Raw genomic sequence first — 16,404 nt, forward strand, 5'->3', positions numbered from 1 at the left:
TGATGAGAGTAGATAACATGATGATTAAGATGAAAACGCTGGCGGCGGGAGGGCTGTTCGCGCTGCTGGGGCTGTGTTCGAGCGCGGCGCAAGCCACCTGTACCTTTTTATCCGGCAGCGCGACGGACGGCGAATCCATCAACTTCGGCGATGTGATCGTCCAGCGCGATGCACCGGTGGGCAGCGTGGTGGCGTCGATTTCTTCAAATTCCCTCAGCAGCCGCGGCAACTTCGTTCACTGCGATGAATCTGTGGTTCAAACCATGCGTTGGTCGGCGGAAGGCACCACCACCGTCAGGTATAACGGCGAGCAACTGTTTAGCGTAGGGATCACGGGGTTGGCGATGCGGGTAGTCACGCCTGGCGGAGGTTATGGCCTGCGATTTACCGGGGATTTCTCTCGAGACGCTACTTGGGGGGGATGTGTTGCCGATACGCCAACGACCTGGCGGCGGTATTGCGGTGCGTCCTGGGGCGGCGCCACTCGCTTTGAACTGGTGAAGGTCGCCACCACCACCGGCAGCGGCAGGTTAACGATTCCGGGGCGCATTCGGGCCAGCATCGTGAGCCGAACCTACGTTTATAACTTCAGCTTTGGCGAATCGAATGTGAATACCGTGGCCTGTTCGGTGACCAATACCACCATTCAGGTGCCGATGGGAAATATCAAACGCAGCGAGTTTACCGGCGTGGGATTTAGAACTGCACCTACTTCGTTTTTTATTCCCCTGCTTTGTGATGCCGGTACCCGTGTCAATATCACGATTGATGCGACGGCTGACGCTTCTGGTGTGGCGGGTGTGATGGCGATCGATCCGGCCAGTATCGGCATCGCCGCCAGCGGGGTGGGGATTGAAGTGCTGGACAACCATGGTGCGCCTGTGCAATTCGGTACGCAAACGTTGCTCGGCACCTATCCAGGAACCGGTGGTCAAGTATGGTATCCCTTTACCGCCCGCTATTATCAGACTAACGCTCGGGTAATCGCCGGTCAGGCCAATGGCACTGCCACCTTCACCATGACCTATAACTGACGCCTTGTTGGCGCATGGGAAAAATCGAGCGAACCGGTAACGACAAGAGAGGGGGATCCCCCCCTCTTTCTCATCCTCAATTTCTTCACGCTGTTCACCCCCCCGGCGCCACCGTCAGCAGCAGGTTGGCGAAGCGGCGCTGCTCGCCGGAGGCGATCACCAGCAGCGTCCGATCCGATTTGACCGCGGCGTAGAACGCCTCGCGCGGCAGGTGTTCGACCGGGCACTGCGCCGGCAGCAGTTGCCGGTATTCGGCTTCGATGGTGTTGGTGAAGTCCGGCGGGCAGGCCATCAGCGCCGCGCTTTCCACGTTGATGCAGGCCAGCAGTTTTTCCAGGATCGGCGGGGCGGCGAGCGTGCCGGGCGCCAGGTTCAGATAGACCACGGTGGCGTCTTTCGGCGCGTGCGTCACGCAGGCGTAGTTGCCGTCGGCGATCAGTACCTGGGTTTTATGCCCGCATTGCGCCAGCGCGGCGAGCAGCGGCGGGTGGGTGATGGCGGATTTGATCATAAAGCGATTCCTGAATGAGGGGGCGGCAGCCATGCCGCCCGCGGTTGAATTACATGCGGTAGATGCCGCCGTTGATGTCGAGGGTGGCGCCGGAGATGAAGCCGTCGTACTCCGCCGCCAGGAAGGTGATGGCGCGCGCCACGTCGTCCGGCGTGCCTGCACGGCCCAGCGGGATGGCGCGAACGGTTTCCTCCGCCGATGCCTGGGTGGTGTGGCGATTATGGAAGCGGGTGCCGAGGATCAGGCCGGGCGCCACCGCGTTCACTCGGATGCCGTGTTCGCCCAGCTCTGCCGCCAGCGAGCGCGTCCAGGTGAGTACCGCGCCCTTGGTGGCGGAATAGACCAGCGAGCCGGAGTGCCCGCCGGCGCGGCCGGCTTGCGACGCCAGGTTGACGATGCTGGCGCCGTTTGCCGCCTTCAGGAACGGCAGCGCGCTTTGCGTGACGTTCAGCATGGTGGTCATGTTCACGTCGATCACGGTTTGCCAGAAGGCGCGGTCGATCTCGCCCAGCCATTTCCGCCCGACGATGCCGCCGACGTTATTGACCAGAATGTCGATGCCGCCGAGAAACTCGGCGCCGGCCGAAACGCAGCGCCGCGTTTCGTCGCTATCGATGAGATCGGCGTAGCCGTAAGCGGCCTTTTGCCCCAATGAATGGGCCAGCGCCACCAGCGCTTTAGGGCCGCTTTCGTCGCTGTGATAGTGAAAATAGATGTCGCAACCGGCCTTGATCAGCCGCTCTGCGGTGGCGCGGCCGATGCCCTGTTCCGCCCCGGTGATAAACACCTTTTTGCCCGCAAGATCGCCCATGATTGACTCCTTATTGGTTCGTTAAGTATTGATGACGCCTTCACGCTGTTTCGCGCAGTAGAAAATGCAGATCAACCCGGTGGCCAACAGGCACGAGGCCAGGAAAAACAGCCCCGGCGCGCTGCTGCCGGTCAGATCGTTCAACACGCCCACCGCATAAGGCGCGACGAAGCCGCCGATATTGCCGATGCAGCTGACCACCGCCAGCCCGGCTGCCGCGGCCGCGCCGGTGGAAATATTGGCGGGCATGGATAAAAACGGCGGTACGGCGGTGTAGATGCCGATGGCGGCGATGCACAGGAACGACAGCGCGACGAGCGGATCGTATTTAAAAAATGTCACCGCCCCCATCAGGCCGATAGCGGCGACCACCATGCTGAGGCCGGCGAATACGCCGAGCTTTTTGGTTTTGCTGGCCCACAGGCTCCACGGGTACACCAGCAGCGCGGCCAGGCCGTAGGGAATGAGTGCCAGCAGGCTGACGCGGAAGATATCGCTGCCGGAGAGGGCGGTAATGATCGACGGCAGCCAGGTGCCGAAGCCGTAAATGCCGCACACCATGCCGAAGTTGAGCAGCGCGTAGAGCAGGTATTTCTTGTTTTTCATCCCTTTCAGGAAGTCGCCCAGCGTGATTTTAGAGCCGGATTTGGAGCGGCCGGCGTTGCTCATCAGCCAGGCCTTTTCCTCCACGTTCAGATAGCCGACGTCCTTGGGCGAGTTCTTGATCAGGAACGGGATCAGCAGGCCGATGACGATCGGCGGCAACCCTTCGAGGATAAACAGCAGCTGCCAGGGAGCGAACCCGAACCAGTCATGCTGAATATTGAGAATAAAGCCGGAAATCGGCGAGCCGACGGCGTTGGACAGCGGCTGGACGATGATGAACATGCCGAGGATTTTGGTGCGGTATTTTTCCGGGAAGAACACCGTAAAGTAATACACCACCGAGGGAAAGAACCCGGCTTCGCATACGCCCAGCATAAAACGGCAGATATACAGCTCCAGCGGCGTGCGCACAAAGCCGAGCAGGGTCGCGAAGATGCCCCAGGAAATTAATATTCTGGCGAACCAGATGCGCGGGCCGAATTTAATGGTGCCGGCGTTGCTGGGTATTTCAAACAGGAAATAGCCGATAAAGAAAATCCCGGAGGCGAAGCCGAAGGCCGAGGCGGTCAGGCCCAGGTTATCTTCCAGCGCTTTGGCGGCGTAGGCCATGTTATTGCGATCGAGAAACGCCAGGAAATACAATAAAATCATGAGGGGGACAATATGCAGCGTCAATTTCCTGATAGCGCTGCGTTCAATATCCTGCGGCTTGCTTATTTTCATTTTGATATTTCCAATGTGGTTAATCGGAATAATAGAGGCCCGGCTCATTACCCTGAGCTGAACGTTAAATAACGGCACGACGCTGATTCATTGAGGCGCGGGCATCCCTTAAGCGCGACGGCCTGTTCCTTTGTTTTGGCTGACACCGATCCGGACGATGCCGCGGCGCATCGCCTGGGGAAGACGCTGTTATTTCAGTTAGCCGGCGGCTTTGACCGAGCGCCGGCTGATGACCGTCGGCGGGAAGAGAAACTCGCCGGGCGGTTGCGCATCATCGTTGATGCGGCCGATCAGGCGCTCGACCATCAGCTGCGCCATCTCCGCCAGCGGCGGCCTGACGGACGTCAGCCCCGGTTCGGCCAGGCCGGCCAGCGCGATATTGTCGATGCCGATCACCGAGATGTCTGCGGGCACCTGGACGCCGGCGGCGCGCAGCCCCACCATCAGCCCGATGCCCAGCGCATCGTTAATCGCCACGATGCCGTCCGGGCGCGGCGTCAGCGCGAGCACGCGCGGCGCCAGCGTCAGCCCTAATTCGAACATTTCCGTGTCGCCGTAGGCGCTGTTGGCTTTACCTTCGATCACCCGTTGGCGTTCGCTCAGGCTGTGCCCCAGCGCACTTAGAAAACCGTCGATCTTGTGGCTGCGCCCGACGGTCAGCGTCGCTTCGGTGGCGAACACAATGTGTCGGCAGCCGCGTTCGAGCAGGTGCTGCGCGGCCAGGCGCCCGGCGGCGATATTGTCCATCGACACGCTGTCGAACAGCCGGGTATCGGTGGCCATCGGCTCGGCGAACGGGCTGTCGTAGCTGACAATCTTCATGCCTCGCTCGGCGGCCCGAACAAAATGAGTCTGGCGAATGTCGCTCGCCGCCACGATGATGCCGCGCACGCCGTGCAGGAACATATCGTCGATAAACGCGGCCTCTTCCTGTTCCTGGCGGTAGGCGTTGCCGAGCAAGACGCGGTAACGGTGAGCCCGCGCCGCACCGTCGACCGCATGCGCCAGCGCCGAAAAGCTCGGGTTGACGATCGACGGCAGCAGCAGGCCGATGATCTTCGCCTGCGGTGCGGGTAACGCCGCCGTTCGGGCCGGCCGATACCCCAGGGTTGCCATCGCTTGTTCGATGCGCTCACGGGTCTGCGCGCTCATCTGGTGGCTGCGATTATTCAGCAGGTTCGACACGCTGCTGATAGAGACGCCGGCCAACCGTGCGACATCTCGAATATTTGCCATTTGCCGATACCTTGCTGCCTGCCGTTAGCCTGCAATCTATAAGGGAAGACAGGCGCAGGCAAGCCGCAACCGGGGCGAAACCCGCATGGGATCGCGCATTTGTGAGAGTTGTCAGGCGGCGGCCGAGTTGTTTACTAAACAGTAAGGCGGGGTGGGAGGTTACGCCGGGATCGGGCAAGCGTCCGGCGGCGCATCGGCGGCCTGCTGGCGGAATTTTCCCGGCGTCAGGCCGAAGTGGCGGGTGAAGGCTTTGTGCAGCGCCACCTCCGACGAATAGCCGGCCTGTTCGGCGATACGGCTCAGCGGCAACGCCTGGCGCGCCAGCAGCCGGGCCGCCAGCTGCATGCGGATGGCGGTAAGGGCCTGCAGCGGCGTTTGCTGCGTGACCTGACGAAAGACGCGGGCGAAGTTGGCGCGCGACATATGGGCCTGTTTGCTCAGTTCAACCAGCGTCCAGGGATGTTGCGGGCGGCGCAGCATCTGTTCAACCACGTTGCCCAACTGCGGATGCAGCAACGCGGCGACCAGATTGCCGCTCTGATTTGGCTGGGCCAGCCAGGCGCGGATCGCCAGCGCGAACAGCAGCGCCATGGTCTGGCTGACAATGGCGTTGTGCCCCTGGCCCTGTTGGCTGAACTCATCGCTCAGCAGCTGGCCGGTCGCCTGCAGCAGCGCCAGCCGCCCCTGTTGGCGGCTGTTGAACAACAAACATTCCGGCAGGCTCGCCAGCAGCGGCGACGCGCTGTGCGGCAAGATTTGCACGCCGCACAGCAGGTGCGTGGCGCTGTCGGCCCTCTCCGGCAGCAGGCGGTGGGCGGAGTTGTGCGGCAAGAACAGCAGGCTGCCTTGCTCCAGCGGTACCGGCCGGCCGCCGGGGATCTCCAGCCGACAGCTGCCCGCCAGCACCATGTGCCAGCGGATCTGACTCCACTCCCCGGCGGCATGCGGCGAGCGCCACTCGCCGCTGAAATGGCAATCGCGCGCCACATAACCGCGCATGTCGTTAAGCATCAACAGTTGGCTGAGCGGATCCATTTTGAGACTCCTGGCTAAGAAGCTGATTGTTTCGGCAATGGGCCGGCGTAATGCGAAGCACTAAGATCGGTTCGATAGTGCAGCGATGCGGAGGGCGCCGCTGCGATGCATGAGTTATCAATGACATGGAGCCGGTAATGAAAATACTATTCTTTCTGAGCAAGGGCGACAAGCTGGGATTAACGCTGATTCGCCTCAGCATCGCCATCGTTTTCTTATGGATTGGCCTGCTCAAATTCATCCCTTACGAAGCGGACAGCATCACGCCGTTCGTCGCCAACAGCCCGCTGATGTCGTTTTTCTATGACATGCCGCAGGACTATCAGGCGCACCTAACGCACGAAGGCGAACTGAACCTCGCCGCCCGCGCCTGGCAGCAGGCCAACAATACCTATGGCTTCTCCAACGGCCTGGGCGTGGTGGAGGTGGCGATCGCGCTGCTGGTGCTGGCCAACCCGTTCTCCAAATGGCTGGGGCTATTGGGCGGCATGCTCTCCTTTTGCACGCCGCTGGTGACGCTGACCTTTTTGATTACCACCCCGGAGGCCTGGGTGCCCGCGTTGGGCGATGCGCATCACGGTTTCCCTTATCTCTCCGGCGCCGGGCGTCTGGTGCTGAAGGACACCCTGATGTTGGCGGGCGCGGTGATGATCATGGCGGATTCGGCGCGCAGTTTGCTCGAGAAACAGTGGCGGGGGAAGGTCGCATGAGCGTCATGAACCGGGCCGTGGCCGGCAGCCTGATGATGCTGGCCTGTTCTGCCGTGGCGGAGGGGACGATGGGGCAAGAAATCCGAACGGTAGAGAGCGCCTACGCTTATCAGCAAACGCGTCAGCGCATTATCAGCACGGCCGAGCAGAAGGGCGTGACGCTGTTCGCCGAGTTCGATCACGCGAAAGCGGCGCGTGAGCATCATCTGGCGATGCCGCCCACCACGGTGCTGGTGCTGGGCAACCCGCTGGCGGGCACGCCGCTGATGCTGGCGCGGCCGGCGTTGGCGCTGGATCTGCCGTTCAGGGTGCTGATTGCGCAAGACGAACGGGGCAAAACGCAGGTCAGCTACCACCCGGCGGAAAGTCTGAAGCGGAGCGCCGGGGCCGACGAACGACAGATCGCGGCGCTGAGGCCGCTGGAGCGGCTAATTGAGGCCGCAATACGCTGATTGACCGGCGATGAACATCACGAGACGAGGCGACACAATGTACGATTATCAGGCGATTATCATCGGTTTTGGCAAGGCCGGCAAAACGCTGGCGGCCTTTCTGGCCGGGCAGGGATGGCGCGTGGCGATGGTGGAGGCGTCGGCGCAGATGTATGGCGGCACCTGCATCAACATCGGCTGCATCCCGACCAAAACGCTGGTGCACGATGCCGAGCTTCACGGGCCGGGCGAACAGGCGTTCAGCCAGGCGATGGCGCGCAAGCGGCAGGTGACCGGCCTGCTGCGGGAGAAAAACTATCAAAACCTGGCGGGGCTTGAACAGGTCACGGTGATCGACGGACGGGCGGAGTTTATCGATCCGCATCGCATCAGCGTGCAGGGCGCGGCGGGAACGCAGGTGCTGAGCGGCGAGCGCATCTTCATCAACACCGGGGCCGTCAGCCGCTGGCCGGCGATCGACGGGTTGGATCGCTCGCAGCGGAGTTACGACAGCACCGGCCTGCTGCAGTTGACGCAGCGGCCCGCGCGGTTGGGCATTATTGGCGGCGGTTATATCGGGCTGGAGTTCGCTTCGATGTTCGCGCAGTTCGGCAGCGCCGTGACGGTATTCGAAGAGGCGGATGCGTTGCTCGGCCGGGAAGACCGCGATATGGCGCAGGCGATACAGCAAATCCTGAGCGACGCCGGGGTCAGCTTCACGTTTAACGCCGGCGTGAAGCAGGTGCGCGATGTGGAAGGGGGCGTTGAGGTGGTGCATCAGGGCGGCGTGCAGTCGTTCGATGCGCTGCTGGTGGCGGCCGGGCGCGCGCCGAACACCGCAGGTTTGCAGCTGGCGCGCGCCGGCGTTGAGACGGATGAGCGCGGCGCCGTGCGGGTGGACGCGCAACTGCGCAGCAGCGTGCCGCATATTTGGGCGCTGGGGGACGTCAACGGCGGGCCGCAGTTTACCTATATCTCGCTGGACGATTTCCGCATTGTGCGCGACAGCCTGTTCGGCGCGGGTAAACGCAGCACGGCCGATCGCGGCGCGGTGCCTTACTCGGTGTTCATCACCCCCAGCTTCTCGCGTATCGGCCTCAGCGAAGATCAGGCCCGGCAGCAGGGGCGCGACATTAAGGTCGCCACTCTGCCGGCGGCGGCGATCCCGCGCGCCCGCGTGCTGGGCGACACGCGCGGCCTGCTGAAGGCGGTGGTCGATGCGCAGACTGGCCAAATCCTCGGCGTGGCGCTGCTGTGCCGCGATGCTCATGAGATGATCAACATCGTCAAAACGGCGATGGACGCCGGGCTGCCCTATACCCGGCTGCGCGATCAGCTGTTCACCCATCCGACCATGAGCGAGTCGCTCAACGACCTGTTTGGGCTGATAGGGTAAAGCGGGGCGAGAGGGGCGGCGCAGATGAGTGAGATCTGCGAAGCACCTCTCGTTTATCGCCCTTCGGGGCGGCGGGTTCTGTACTATTGTTTTCTCTTTGCGGCACGTTCCAGGCCGATGTGGCGCTGGGCGCAACGGAGATCACAGATGAACAAACGGGAATTAGAAAGCGCGATTGTCACCGATTTTTCCAAACGCATGAGCTACGGCGACTACCTGTGCCTGGACCAACTGCTGGACTGCCAGCACCCGCTCTCCAACCCGCCGCATCATGATGAAATGCTGTTCGTGATACAGCACCAAACCTCCGAGCTGTGGATGAAGCTGATGCTGCATGAGCTGCAGGCGGCGCTGCGGCTGGTGCAGCAGGACAAACTCAGCCACTGCTTCAAAATCCTCGCGCGCGTCAAACAGATCCAGCGGCTGTTGTTCGAACAGTGGGCGGTGCTGGAAACGCTGACGCCGTCGGAGTACGTCGAGTTTCGCGACGTGCTGGGCAGCTCGTCGGGCTTCCAGTCGCACCAATATCGCTCGATCGAGTTCCTGCTCGGCAACAAGAATGCGGCGATGCTGGCGGTGTTCAGCAGCGACGCGGAAAAACACGCCGCGTTGAAGGCGATCCTCGAAGCACCGAGCCTGTACGACGAATACTTGCTGTACCTGGCACGCCACGGCCTGCCGATCCCGCAGGAGTGCCTCGAGCGCGACTGGACGCAGCCCTACCAGCGCAACCCGGATCTGCTGCCGGCGTTCAAAGTGATCTACGACAACCCGCAAACCTACTGGGAAGCTTATGAAATGGCGGAGAAGCTGGTGGATATCGAAGAGAGCTTCCATCTGTGGCGCTTCCGTCATATGAAAACGGTGGAGCGGATTATCGGCTTTAAGTCGGGCACCGGCGGTTCCAGCGGCGTCAGCTTCCTGAAAAAGGCGTTGGATCTGACCTTTTTCCCCGAGCTGCTGGACGTGCGCACCGAAATCGGCGCCTGAGACAATGTGAGGGGGAAGGGCGATGAGCGTGAGGATTATCGATAAGGCGGCGGAGAAGGTGGTGGGGGTGAGAGTCGTGGGGCCGTATCCGCAGACGATCCCACAGGGCTCGCAGCAACTGCTGGCATGGCGGCAGCGCCACGGCGTGCCGTTCGGCAAATGGCTGGTGCTGTATTGGGACGATCCGGCGGAAGTGGCGCCGGAAAAGCTGCGCGCCGACGTGGTGATGAGCGTGGCGGACGATTTCGCGCTGCCGGCGGGCAGCGAGGGCGTTACCGTGCAGACGCTGCCCGCCGGGCAGTACGCGGTCTACCACGTGCGCATCAGCGATGGCGACTTCGAGCGGGTGTGGGGCGAGTTCTACCAGAAGCTGTTGCCGGCCAGCGGCTATCAGCCGGTTGAGGGGGTAAGCTATGAGCACTATCGCAACGACTGCGAAGCCGACGGCTATTTCGACCTCGATATTTACCAGACGGTGAAGAAGTGGTGAGGGGGCGTTGATGATAAGGAAGGCTGAATCGATGAACGGGACAGCTTCAGCCCGTTGTTTTGGCTAAACGTCGGTGACTTTGCCGCCAGCGCATTCGCCTCCTTGCCAAAAGGGGTTACAGCGGCAGCCGGTTTTGCCGGCGCCGCCGCCCGAAAGCCGGCGTTAACCGGCTTTCCCTGCGTGCCACTTGGCTACTCTTTAGGGAACAGCTGATCGACGGCGCTCTGGATCGCCGCCTGATGGCCGCCGCCCGGCGCGGCGGTGCGCGCGGCGCCGCCGGGCTGGTTGAGATCCAGCTGGCCGCCGGTATTGATCTCCCCGTCCTCTTTCACCGTGATATTGAAGCTGGTGCCGGTGATGTTGATTTGGCCGTTCGCCAGCAGCTCGATCACGCTTTCGCCGCACTCCAGCCGCAGCGATTCGCCGGAGCCGAGGGTAAAGGCGTTGACCACGGCGTCGCTGCGCGTTTTGCCGGTCAGCGCCGAGGCCTCGCCTTTGACGCCGCTGGCCTGATTGAGCACCACCCGTTTGATCTGGTTGCCGCCCACCAGGTGGGTGTGGTCGTTAGCGATGCTGTGGCTCTCATCGTTTTTGACCTGGGTGTCCATGTTGCGTTCCGCCTGGATCCACACCTGTTCGGCGCCGGCCTTGTCTTCGAAACGCAGGGCGTTGGCGTTGTCGGCGGTGCCGTCCTTGGAACGGCTCATAAAGCCCATTTGGGTGGCGGCGGCCGGCAGCGCCCACGGCGGCATGCTGGCTTCGTTATAAACGCGCCCGGTGACGATCGGCCGATCCGGATCGCCGTTGATAAAGTCCACCACCACTTCGTCGTTGACGCGCGGGATCTGCACGCCGCCGTAGCCCTGGCCGGCCCAGGCGCTGGAGACGCGCACCCAGCAGGAGCTGCCGTCGTCCTTCGGCCCGAAGCGGTCCCAGTGGAATTTCACCTTGATGCGGCCGTATTTGTCGGTCCAAATTGATTCGCCGGCCGGGCCGACCACCCGGGCGGTCTGCGGCCCGTGGGTTTTCGGCCAGGTGGCCTGCTGCGGCGGGTGCCAGGGCACGTCCGCCGGCAGCACGGTGAAGTCGATACGGTGTTCGCTGCTCTGATCGTCGCCGCTGGCGTAGCGGTTCTCTTTCAGATGGTAGTTGGCCTGCAGCGTCAGGTACTCGCGGTTGTCGTCGGCGTGCGGGGCGTTATACAGCGTAAAGGTGCTGCCGGGAGCGATGCCCATCGCGGTGGCGGTGCCCCGGATCTGCTGATGCTCAGCCTGCCAGGCCTCCTGGCGCACGCGGGCGTAGAACTCCCCCTGCTGATGCTCGGTGTAGCGGCCCGGCCAGTCGTAGACGTCGATCTGCCCCGGCGTCGGCGAGACCGGGTTTTGCCGCGCCTGGAACAGCCAGGCGTTCGGCTTGCGGAAATCGTAGTCGTCCAGGCTGTAGATGCCCGGCGTGACGCGATCGGACAACGTCCACTGGCTGATGCCTTCCTCGCTGGTGCTGCCGCCGGACGGCGTCAGGTGGTAGGGGATCATCTCGTAGCCGGGATAGGGCTGGTGGTGGTGGGGCGCATCCCCGAGCACCAGCGTGTGTTTGCCCATCTCGTGTTTGAAATAGTAATAGATGCCCTCCAACTCCATCAGGCGGCTGATGAAGTTGAAGCTGCTTTCGTTGTACTGCACGCAGTAGCCCCACAGGCGATAGTCGCCGGTCAGCTGATCTTCCAACTGCACGTTGTGCTCCGCCAGCAGAGTCTTGACGATCTGCGGCACCGTCTGTTCCTGGAAGATGCGGAAGTTGCGATCCTTGGTCATCGGCCACAGATCCGGCTGCACGTGCAGGTTATACACCGCGTAGCGCGTGCCGCCGATCTCTTCGCTGCTGACGGCGATGGCGGTGATCTTGCCATTCAGGTAGCGCGGGGCGCTGAGAAAGCCCTGAGTCGGGATCTCCAGCGTCAGCGGTTGGCCGAGCAGCGCTTTGCGATCGAGCCGCGCGTCGGTGCTCAGCAATTCAATAGAGAAGTCGAAAGGGGTGGAAAGCGCCTCGATACCGTCCAGCGAGCGGAACAGCAGCTGCTCCTGGCCCAGCGGCGTGTGCGCAATAATGCGATCCAACATGAGAACATCCTCTGTGATTGACGTCGTGCCCTGCATACCCCGACCTTGCAGCGGCCTTGCCGCGCGGCCAATGATGGTGGGCAGTGGTGCGTCAGTCTCATGAAAAAGGGGAACCCCCGCCGCGGCGGGGGGGCAGAACGGGATTAACCGGCGGTGGCCGGATTGACCAGCCAGGTGCCGGCGTTGTCGATGCTGAGTTGCTGCTGGCGGAGCCGATCGTTGTGGCGGATCTCCAGCTGATAACGGCCCGGCGCCAGATTCAGGCTGGCGAAGCCGTTTTCGCCCGGCGTCACCTGCTGCGGCTTGCCGTCGAGGCTGACCTGTTCGCCCGGCTGCAGTTTGAAGTACACCAGCGCTACCGGTTGCGGTGGCGGCGCCGCCTTTTGCGGTTCCACCGGCGCAGATGGCGCGGTTTGCGGCGCGCTCGGCTGCTCCGTCAGGGTTTTCTGCGCCGGTGACGTCTCGGTGTTTTGTGCTACGGCCTGGGTATCATCCTGGCCGCCGCTCAGCCAGGCGACGGCGCCGATCGCCAGCAGCGCCGCGACGCCGGCGCCGGCCATCATCGGCCGCGAGAATTGGGTGCTGCGCGCGGTAACGGCGCCGGCGGCCGCGGCGGCAGCAGCCGGGTTGGCGGCCACCAGCAGGTTCTCCGGCGCGGCGGCCGGGGTGCTGATGATTTCATTTTCATCGGCGATCGGCAGATGCAACAGCTCGGCCATTTCATCGATGGTCTGCGGGCGGTCCTCCGGTTTCAGCGCCAGCGCGCGGTCGACGGTGCGCAACAGCTCCGGCGAGTAGCCGGCGGGGCGGCGCTCGGCCAGCGGCTGATAGCTGTCTTCGATGCTGCGCACCACGCTGACCGGCGGCGGCGAACCGACGATCAGCGTGTGCAGCACGGCGCCCAGCGCGTAGATATCGGTCCAGGGCCCCTGTTCGCCGTCGCTGTTCTCGGTGTACTGCTCGATCGGCGCGAAACCCGGTTTCAGCATGATTTCCGTTTCGTCCGACAGGTTGCCGATCTCTTTGCGCGCCGACCCGAAGTCCAGCAGTACCGGCAGCTGGCTCTCCTGGATTTGGATGTTATCCAGCGAGATGTCGCGGTGCAGGTAGCCTTCCTGATGGATGGTGTTGATGGCGCTGAACAGCGGCGGCAGAAGCCGCCGGATCCACGCCTCGTCGATCTTCTCCGGCTGCTGCGCCTGCAGGTTCTTCAGCGTGGTGCCGCTGTAAAACTGGGTGCCCATGTAGGCGGTGCCGTTCTCTTCCCAGAAGCGCAGCACGTGCAGCAGGCCGGGGTGCGAGAAGCGCGCCAGCAGGCGCGCCTCCTGAATAAAGCTGTTCAGCCCGGCCTGGAAGGTTTTGCCGAAGCGCTCGCCGCGCAGCCCGATGCTGAGATCGTCGTTGCGTTTCGCCAGCGAGGTCGGCATGTACTCCTTGATGGCGATGGTGCGTTCCAGTTGGTGATCGTAGGCGCGGTAGACGATGCCGAAGCCGCCTTCGCCGATCGCTTCCTGGATCTCGAATTCGTTGAATCGATAGCCGCTCGGCAGGCTGTTCGAATTCGGTTTGGTTATCCCGGTTCCCGACATAGTGATGACTCTCTGTGTTCAAAGGGCCGCCGTCTCGGCGGCCACGGCGTTATGCCTGAAATTGACAAATGAATTCGTTGTTCTGCAGCGCGATATGCAGCTGGCGATAGCGCTGGTCGTTGGCGCTGCCGGTCAGCAGGGTGTGGCTGATCTGCGGCAGCAGGGTGTTGGTCAGGATGGCGTCGACCATGCGGCCGCCGGACTCCACCTCGGTGCAGCGGCTGACGATCTGCTCGATGACCGCGTCGTCGAAGGTGCAGACGATGTCGTGATTCTCCGCCAGGCGACGCTGGATGCGGCCCAGCTGCAGGCGCACGATGTTGCCCAGCGTAGCGTCGGTCAGCGGGTAATACGGCACCACCAGCAGGCGGCCGAGCAAGGCGGCCGGGAACACCGACAGCAGCGGCTGGCGCAGCGCGCCGCTCAGCGCATCCGGCTCCGGCAGCAGCTCCGGATCGCTGCACAGTCCGGCGATCAGATCGGTGCCGACGTTGGAGGTCAGGATGATGATGGTGTTGCGGAAATCGATATGGCGGCCTTCGCCGTCCTCCATCCAGCCCTTGTCGAACACCTGGAAGAAGATTTCATGCACGTCCGGGTGCGCCTTTTCGATTTCGTCCAGCAGCACCACGCTGTAAGGGCGGCGGCGCACCGCCTCGGTCAGCACGCCGCCTTCGCCGTAGCCGACATAGCCCGGGGGCGCGCCTTTCAGCGTCGAAACGGTGTGCGACTCCTGGAATTCGCTCATGTTGATGGTGATGACGTTCTGCTCGCCGCCGTACAGGGTTTCCGCCAGCGCCAGCGCGGTTTCGGTCTTGCCGACGCCGGACGGCCCGGCCAGCAGGAACACCCCGACCGGCTTGTTCGGATCGTCCAGCCGCGCCCGCGAAGTGCGCACCCGGCGGGCGATCAGATCCAGCGCATGGCGTTGGCCGATCACGCGCTGGTTCAGGGTGTCGGAGAGTTGCAGCACCGCCTCAATCTCGTTTTTCACCATGCGGCCCAGCGGGATGCCGGTCCAGTCGGCCACTACCGCCGCCACGATGTTGGCGTCGACGGCGGCGAAGATCAGCGGCGCTTCGCCCTGCAGCGCGCTCAACTGCTGCTGCAGTTCGCCCAACTGAGCTCGCAGCGCGTCGGCGTCAGGGCCAGCCTGCGTCTCTTCGTCGGCAGGCTCCGCTTCCTGTTGGTGCAGCTGTGCGCGCAGTGTGATGATCTCTTGGATCAGCGCCAGCTCCTGCTGCCAGCGGTCGGTCAGCTGTTCCAATTCCTGGCGCAGCGCGGTCAGCTGGGCTTCAATCTCCTGCGGGCGCAGGGGATCGCCGATGCCGACCTTGGCCTCGCGGCGGGCGATATCCAACTCTATCTGCAGCGCATCGATGCGGTGGCGGCAGTCTTCGACCTGAGCAGGCTCGGCATGTTGGCTGACCGCCACGCGCGCGCAGGCGGTATCCAGCAGCGCCACCGCCTTGTCCGGCAACTGGCGGGCAGGAATATAGCGATGCGAAAGCCGCACCGCGGCGTCCACCGCTTCATCCAGCAGCAGCACGCGGTGGTGTTGCTCCAGCGGGCTGACGGTGCTGCGCAGCATCAGCAGCGCTTTGTCTTCGCTCGGCTCATGCACCTGCACCACCTGGAAACGGCGGGTGAGCGCCGGATCCTTCTCGATGTATTTCTTGTATTCCGACCAGGTGGTGGCGCCGAGGGTGCGCAGCTGGCCGCGCGCCAGCGCCGGTTTCAGCAGGTTGGCGGCGTCACCGGTGCCCTGGGCGCCGCCGGCGCCGATCAGGGTGTGAATTTCGTCGATAAACAGGATGATCGGCGTCGGGCTGGACTGCACTTCGTCGATCACCGCCTGCAGCCGTTTTTCAAACTCGCCTTTGACACCGGCGCCGGCCTGCAGCATGCCGATGTCCAGCAGGCACAGCTTCACGTCGCGCAGCTGCGGCGGCACGTCGCCGGCCACGATGCGCAGCGCCAGGCCTTCCACCACCGCGGTTTTCCCGACGCCGGCCTCGCCGGTCAGCAGCGGGTTGTTCTGGCGGCGGCGCATCAGGATATCGATGATTTGCCGGATCTCCTCATCGCGCCCGGCCACCGGATCGATCTCGCCGTTGCGCGCTCTGGCGGTCAGATCCTGGGCATACTGCGCCAGCACGCTTTCACCGCTGCGCGCCGCGCCGGATACGTTCTCGACGCCGCTTTCCGCCGGCGCATCCTGGGTGTTTTCCGCCGAGTGAGCGGTGATGGCGGCGAACTGCTCCATCAACAGATCGGCGTTGATGCGCTCGAACTGTGGGGAAATGGCCTTCAGCAGATGGCGCAGGCTGTAGGTTTTCAGGATGCCGAGCAGCAGGTGGCCGCCGCGGATGCGCGCCGCGCCGAATTTCAATGAGCCATAGACCCAGGCGCGTTCTACCGCGCTGTCGATGTGCTCGGACAGATCGGAAATGGCGCTGGCGCCGCGGGGCAGGCGATCGAGCGCCTCGACGATATCGCGCGCCAGCTGCGCCTCGTCCAGCGCGAAGTGGCGGACGATCTGCTGCAGATCGCCGTCCGGCGATTGCATCAGCTGATGCAGCCAGTGCGCCAGTTCGACGTAGGGGTTACCGCGCAGCTTGCAAAACGCCGTCGCACTTTCCAGAGAGGTGAATAACAGGCTATCCAGTTTGCCAAATAATACCGAGCGGCTGATTTCAGACATGGTTTTCCTCAGGTCTCA

At 63.2% G+C, this 16,404-nt stretch carries 14 protein-coding genes; 6 read left to right on the forward strand and 8 right to left on the reverse strand.

Features of this window, described 5'->3' with window-relative positions; genetic code table 11:
- Positions 1-17 precede the first annotated feature (17 nt).
- Positions 18-1,034 (forward strand): fimbrial protein, encoded by a 1,017-nt coding sequence (locus ABTW55_RS18890; RefSeq protein ID WP_060421588.1) that lies wholly within the window; start codon positions 18-20, stop codon positions 1,032-1,034.
- 94 nt (positions 1,035-1,128) lie between these two features.
- Here the strand turns inward: ABTW55_RS18890 and ABTW55_RS18895 are convergent, their stop codons facing one another.
- From ABTW55_RS18895 to ABTW55_RS18915, 5 genes are all read right to left on the reverse strand, one after another.
- Positions 1,129-1,545 carry an RbsD/FucU domain-containing protein gene (locus ABTW55_RS18895; protein WP_041035686.1) on the reverse strand — a complete coding sequence of 139 codons (417 nt, stop codon included), beginning with the start codon at positions 1,543-1,545 and terminating at the stop codon, positions 1,129-1,131.
- A 49-nt stretch (positions 1,546-1,594) separates the two neighbouring features.
- Complete coding sequence (locus ABTW55_RS18900) at positions 1,595-2,356, reverse strand: SDR family NAD(P)-dependent oxidoreductase (RefSeq protein WP_060421585.1); 762 nt, start codon at positions 2,354-2,356, stop codon at positions 1,595-1,597.
- Positions 2,357-2,377: 21 nt separating this feature from the next.
- Positions 2,378-3,613: an MFS transporter gene (locus tag ABTW55_RS18905; RefSeq protein ID WP_174158565.1), complete on the reverse strand. Its 1,236-nt coding sequence runs from the start codon at positions 3,611-3,613 to the stop codon at positions 2,378-2,380.
- 270 nt (positions 3,614-3,883) lie between these two features.
- A complete protein-coding gene (locus ABTW55_RS18910) occupies positions 3,884-4,921 on the reverse strand; it encodes a LacI family DNA-binding transcriptional regulator (protein ID WP_060421580.1) in 1,038 nt (345 codons plus the stop codon).
- A 159-nt stretch (positions 4,922-5,080) separates the two neighbouring features.
- Positions 5,081-5,956, reverse strand: a complete 876-nt coding sequence (locus ABTW55_RS18915) for an AraC family transcriptional regulator (protein ID WP_048321737.1) — start codon at positions 5,954-5,956, stop codon at positions 5,081-5,083.
- 137 nt (positions 5,957-6,093) lie between these two features.
- Between ABTW55_RS18915 and rclC the strand changes: the two genes are divergently transcribed.
- The 5 genes from rclC to sbmC all read left to right on the forward strand — a co-directional run bounded on the left by rclC (position 6,094) and on the right by sbmC (position 9,973).
- Positions 6,094-6,666: a reactive chlorine resistance membrane protein RclC gene (gene rclC / locus ABTW55_RS18920; protein ID WP_089185404.1), complete on the forward strand. Its 573-nt coding sequence runs from the start codon at positions 6,094-6,096 to the stop codon at positions 6,664-6,666.
- Between the two features lie 35 nt (positions 6,667-6,701).
- The gene (locus ABTW55_RS18925; protein ID WP_060422329.1) at positions 6,702-7,118 is read left to right on the forward strand and encodes a DUF302 domain-containing protein; all 417 of its coding nucleotides are present in this window, start codon (positions 6,702-6,704) and stop codon (positions 7,116-7,118) included.
- A gap of 37 nt (positions 7,119-7,155) precedes the next feature.
- Positions 7,156-8,493 carry a reactive chlorine resistance oxidoreductase RclA gene (gene rclA, locus ABTW55_RS18930; RefSeq protein WP_060421575.1) on the forward strand — a complete coding sequence of 446 codons (1,338 nt, stop codon included), beginning with the start codon at positions 7,156-7,158 and terminating at the stop codon, positions 8,491-8,493.
- 147 nt (positions 8,494-8,640) lie between these two features.
- The gene (gene kynA, locus ABTW55_RS18935) at positions 8,641-9,483 is read left to right on the forward strand and encodes a tryptophan 2,3-dioxygenase (protein ID WP_033635042.1); all 843 of its coding nucleotides are present in this window, start codon (positions 8,641-8,643) and stop codon (positions 9,481-9,483) included.
- A 22-nt stretch (positions 9,484-9,505) separates the two neighbouring features.
- Positions 9,506-9,973, forward strand: coding sequence for a DNA gyrase inhibitor SbmC (sbmC, locus tag ABTW55_RS18940; protein ID WP_060421573.1), 468 nt, complete (start codon positions 9,506-9,508; stop codon positions 9,971-9,973).
- 191 nt (positions 9,974-10,164) lie between these two features.
- Here the strand turns inward: sbmC and ABTW55_RS18945 are convergent, their stop codons facing one another.
- The 3 genes from ABTW55_RS18945 to tssH all read right to left on the reverse strand — a co-directional run bounded on the left by ABTW55_RS18945 (position 10,165) and on the right by tssH (position 16,386).
- Positions 10,165-12,093 (reverse strand): type VI secretion system Vgr family protein, encoded by a 1,929-nt coding sequence (locus ABTW55_RS18945; protein ID WP_033653607.1) that lies wholly within the window; start codon positions 12,091-12,093, stop codon positions 10,165-10,167.
- A 143-nt stretch (positions 12,094-12,236) separates the two neighbouring features.
- A complete protein-coding gene (locus tag ABTW55_RS18950; RefSeq protein ID WP_060421570.1) occupies positions 12,237-13,682 on the reverse strand; it encodes a serine/threonine-protein kinase in 1,446 nt (481 codons plus the stop codon).
- Between the two features lie 49 nt (positions 13,683-13,731).
- On the reverse strand, positions 13,732-16,386 hold the full coding sequence (gene tssH, locus ABTW55_RS18955; RefSeq protein WP_060421568.1) for a type VI secretion system ATPase TssH: 2,655 nt from the start codon (positions 16,384-16,386) through the stop codon (positions 13,732-13,734).
- Between the last annotated feature and the right edge of the window lie 18 nt (positions 16,387-16,404).

Origin of the sequence: Serratia sp. SM04 (genome assembly GCF_040280225.1) — a bacterium.
In the GTDB taxonomy this organism is placed as follows: Bacteria; Pseudomonadota; Gammaproteobacteria; order Enterobacterales; family Enterobacteriaceae; genus Serratia; species Serratia sarumanii.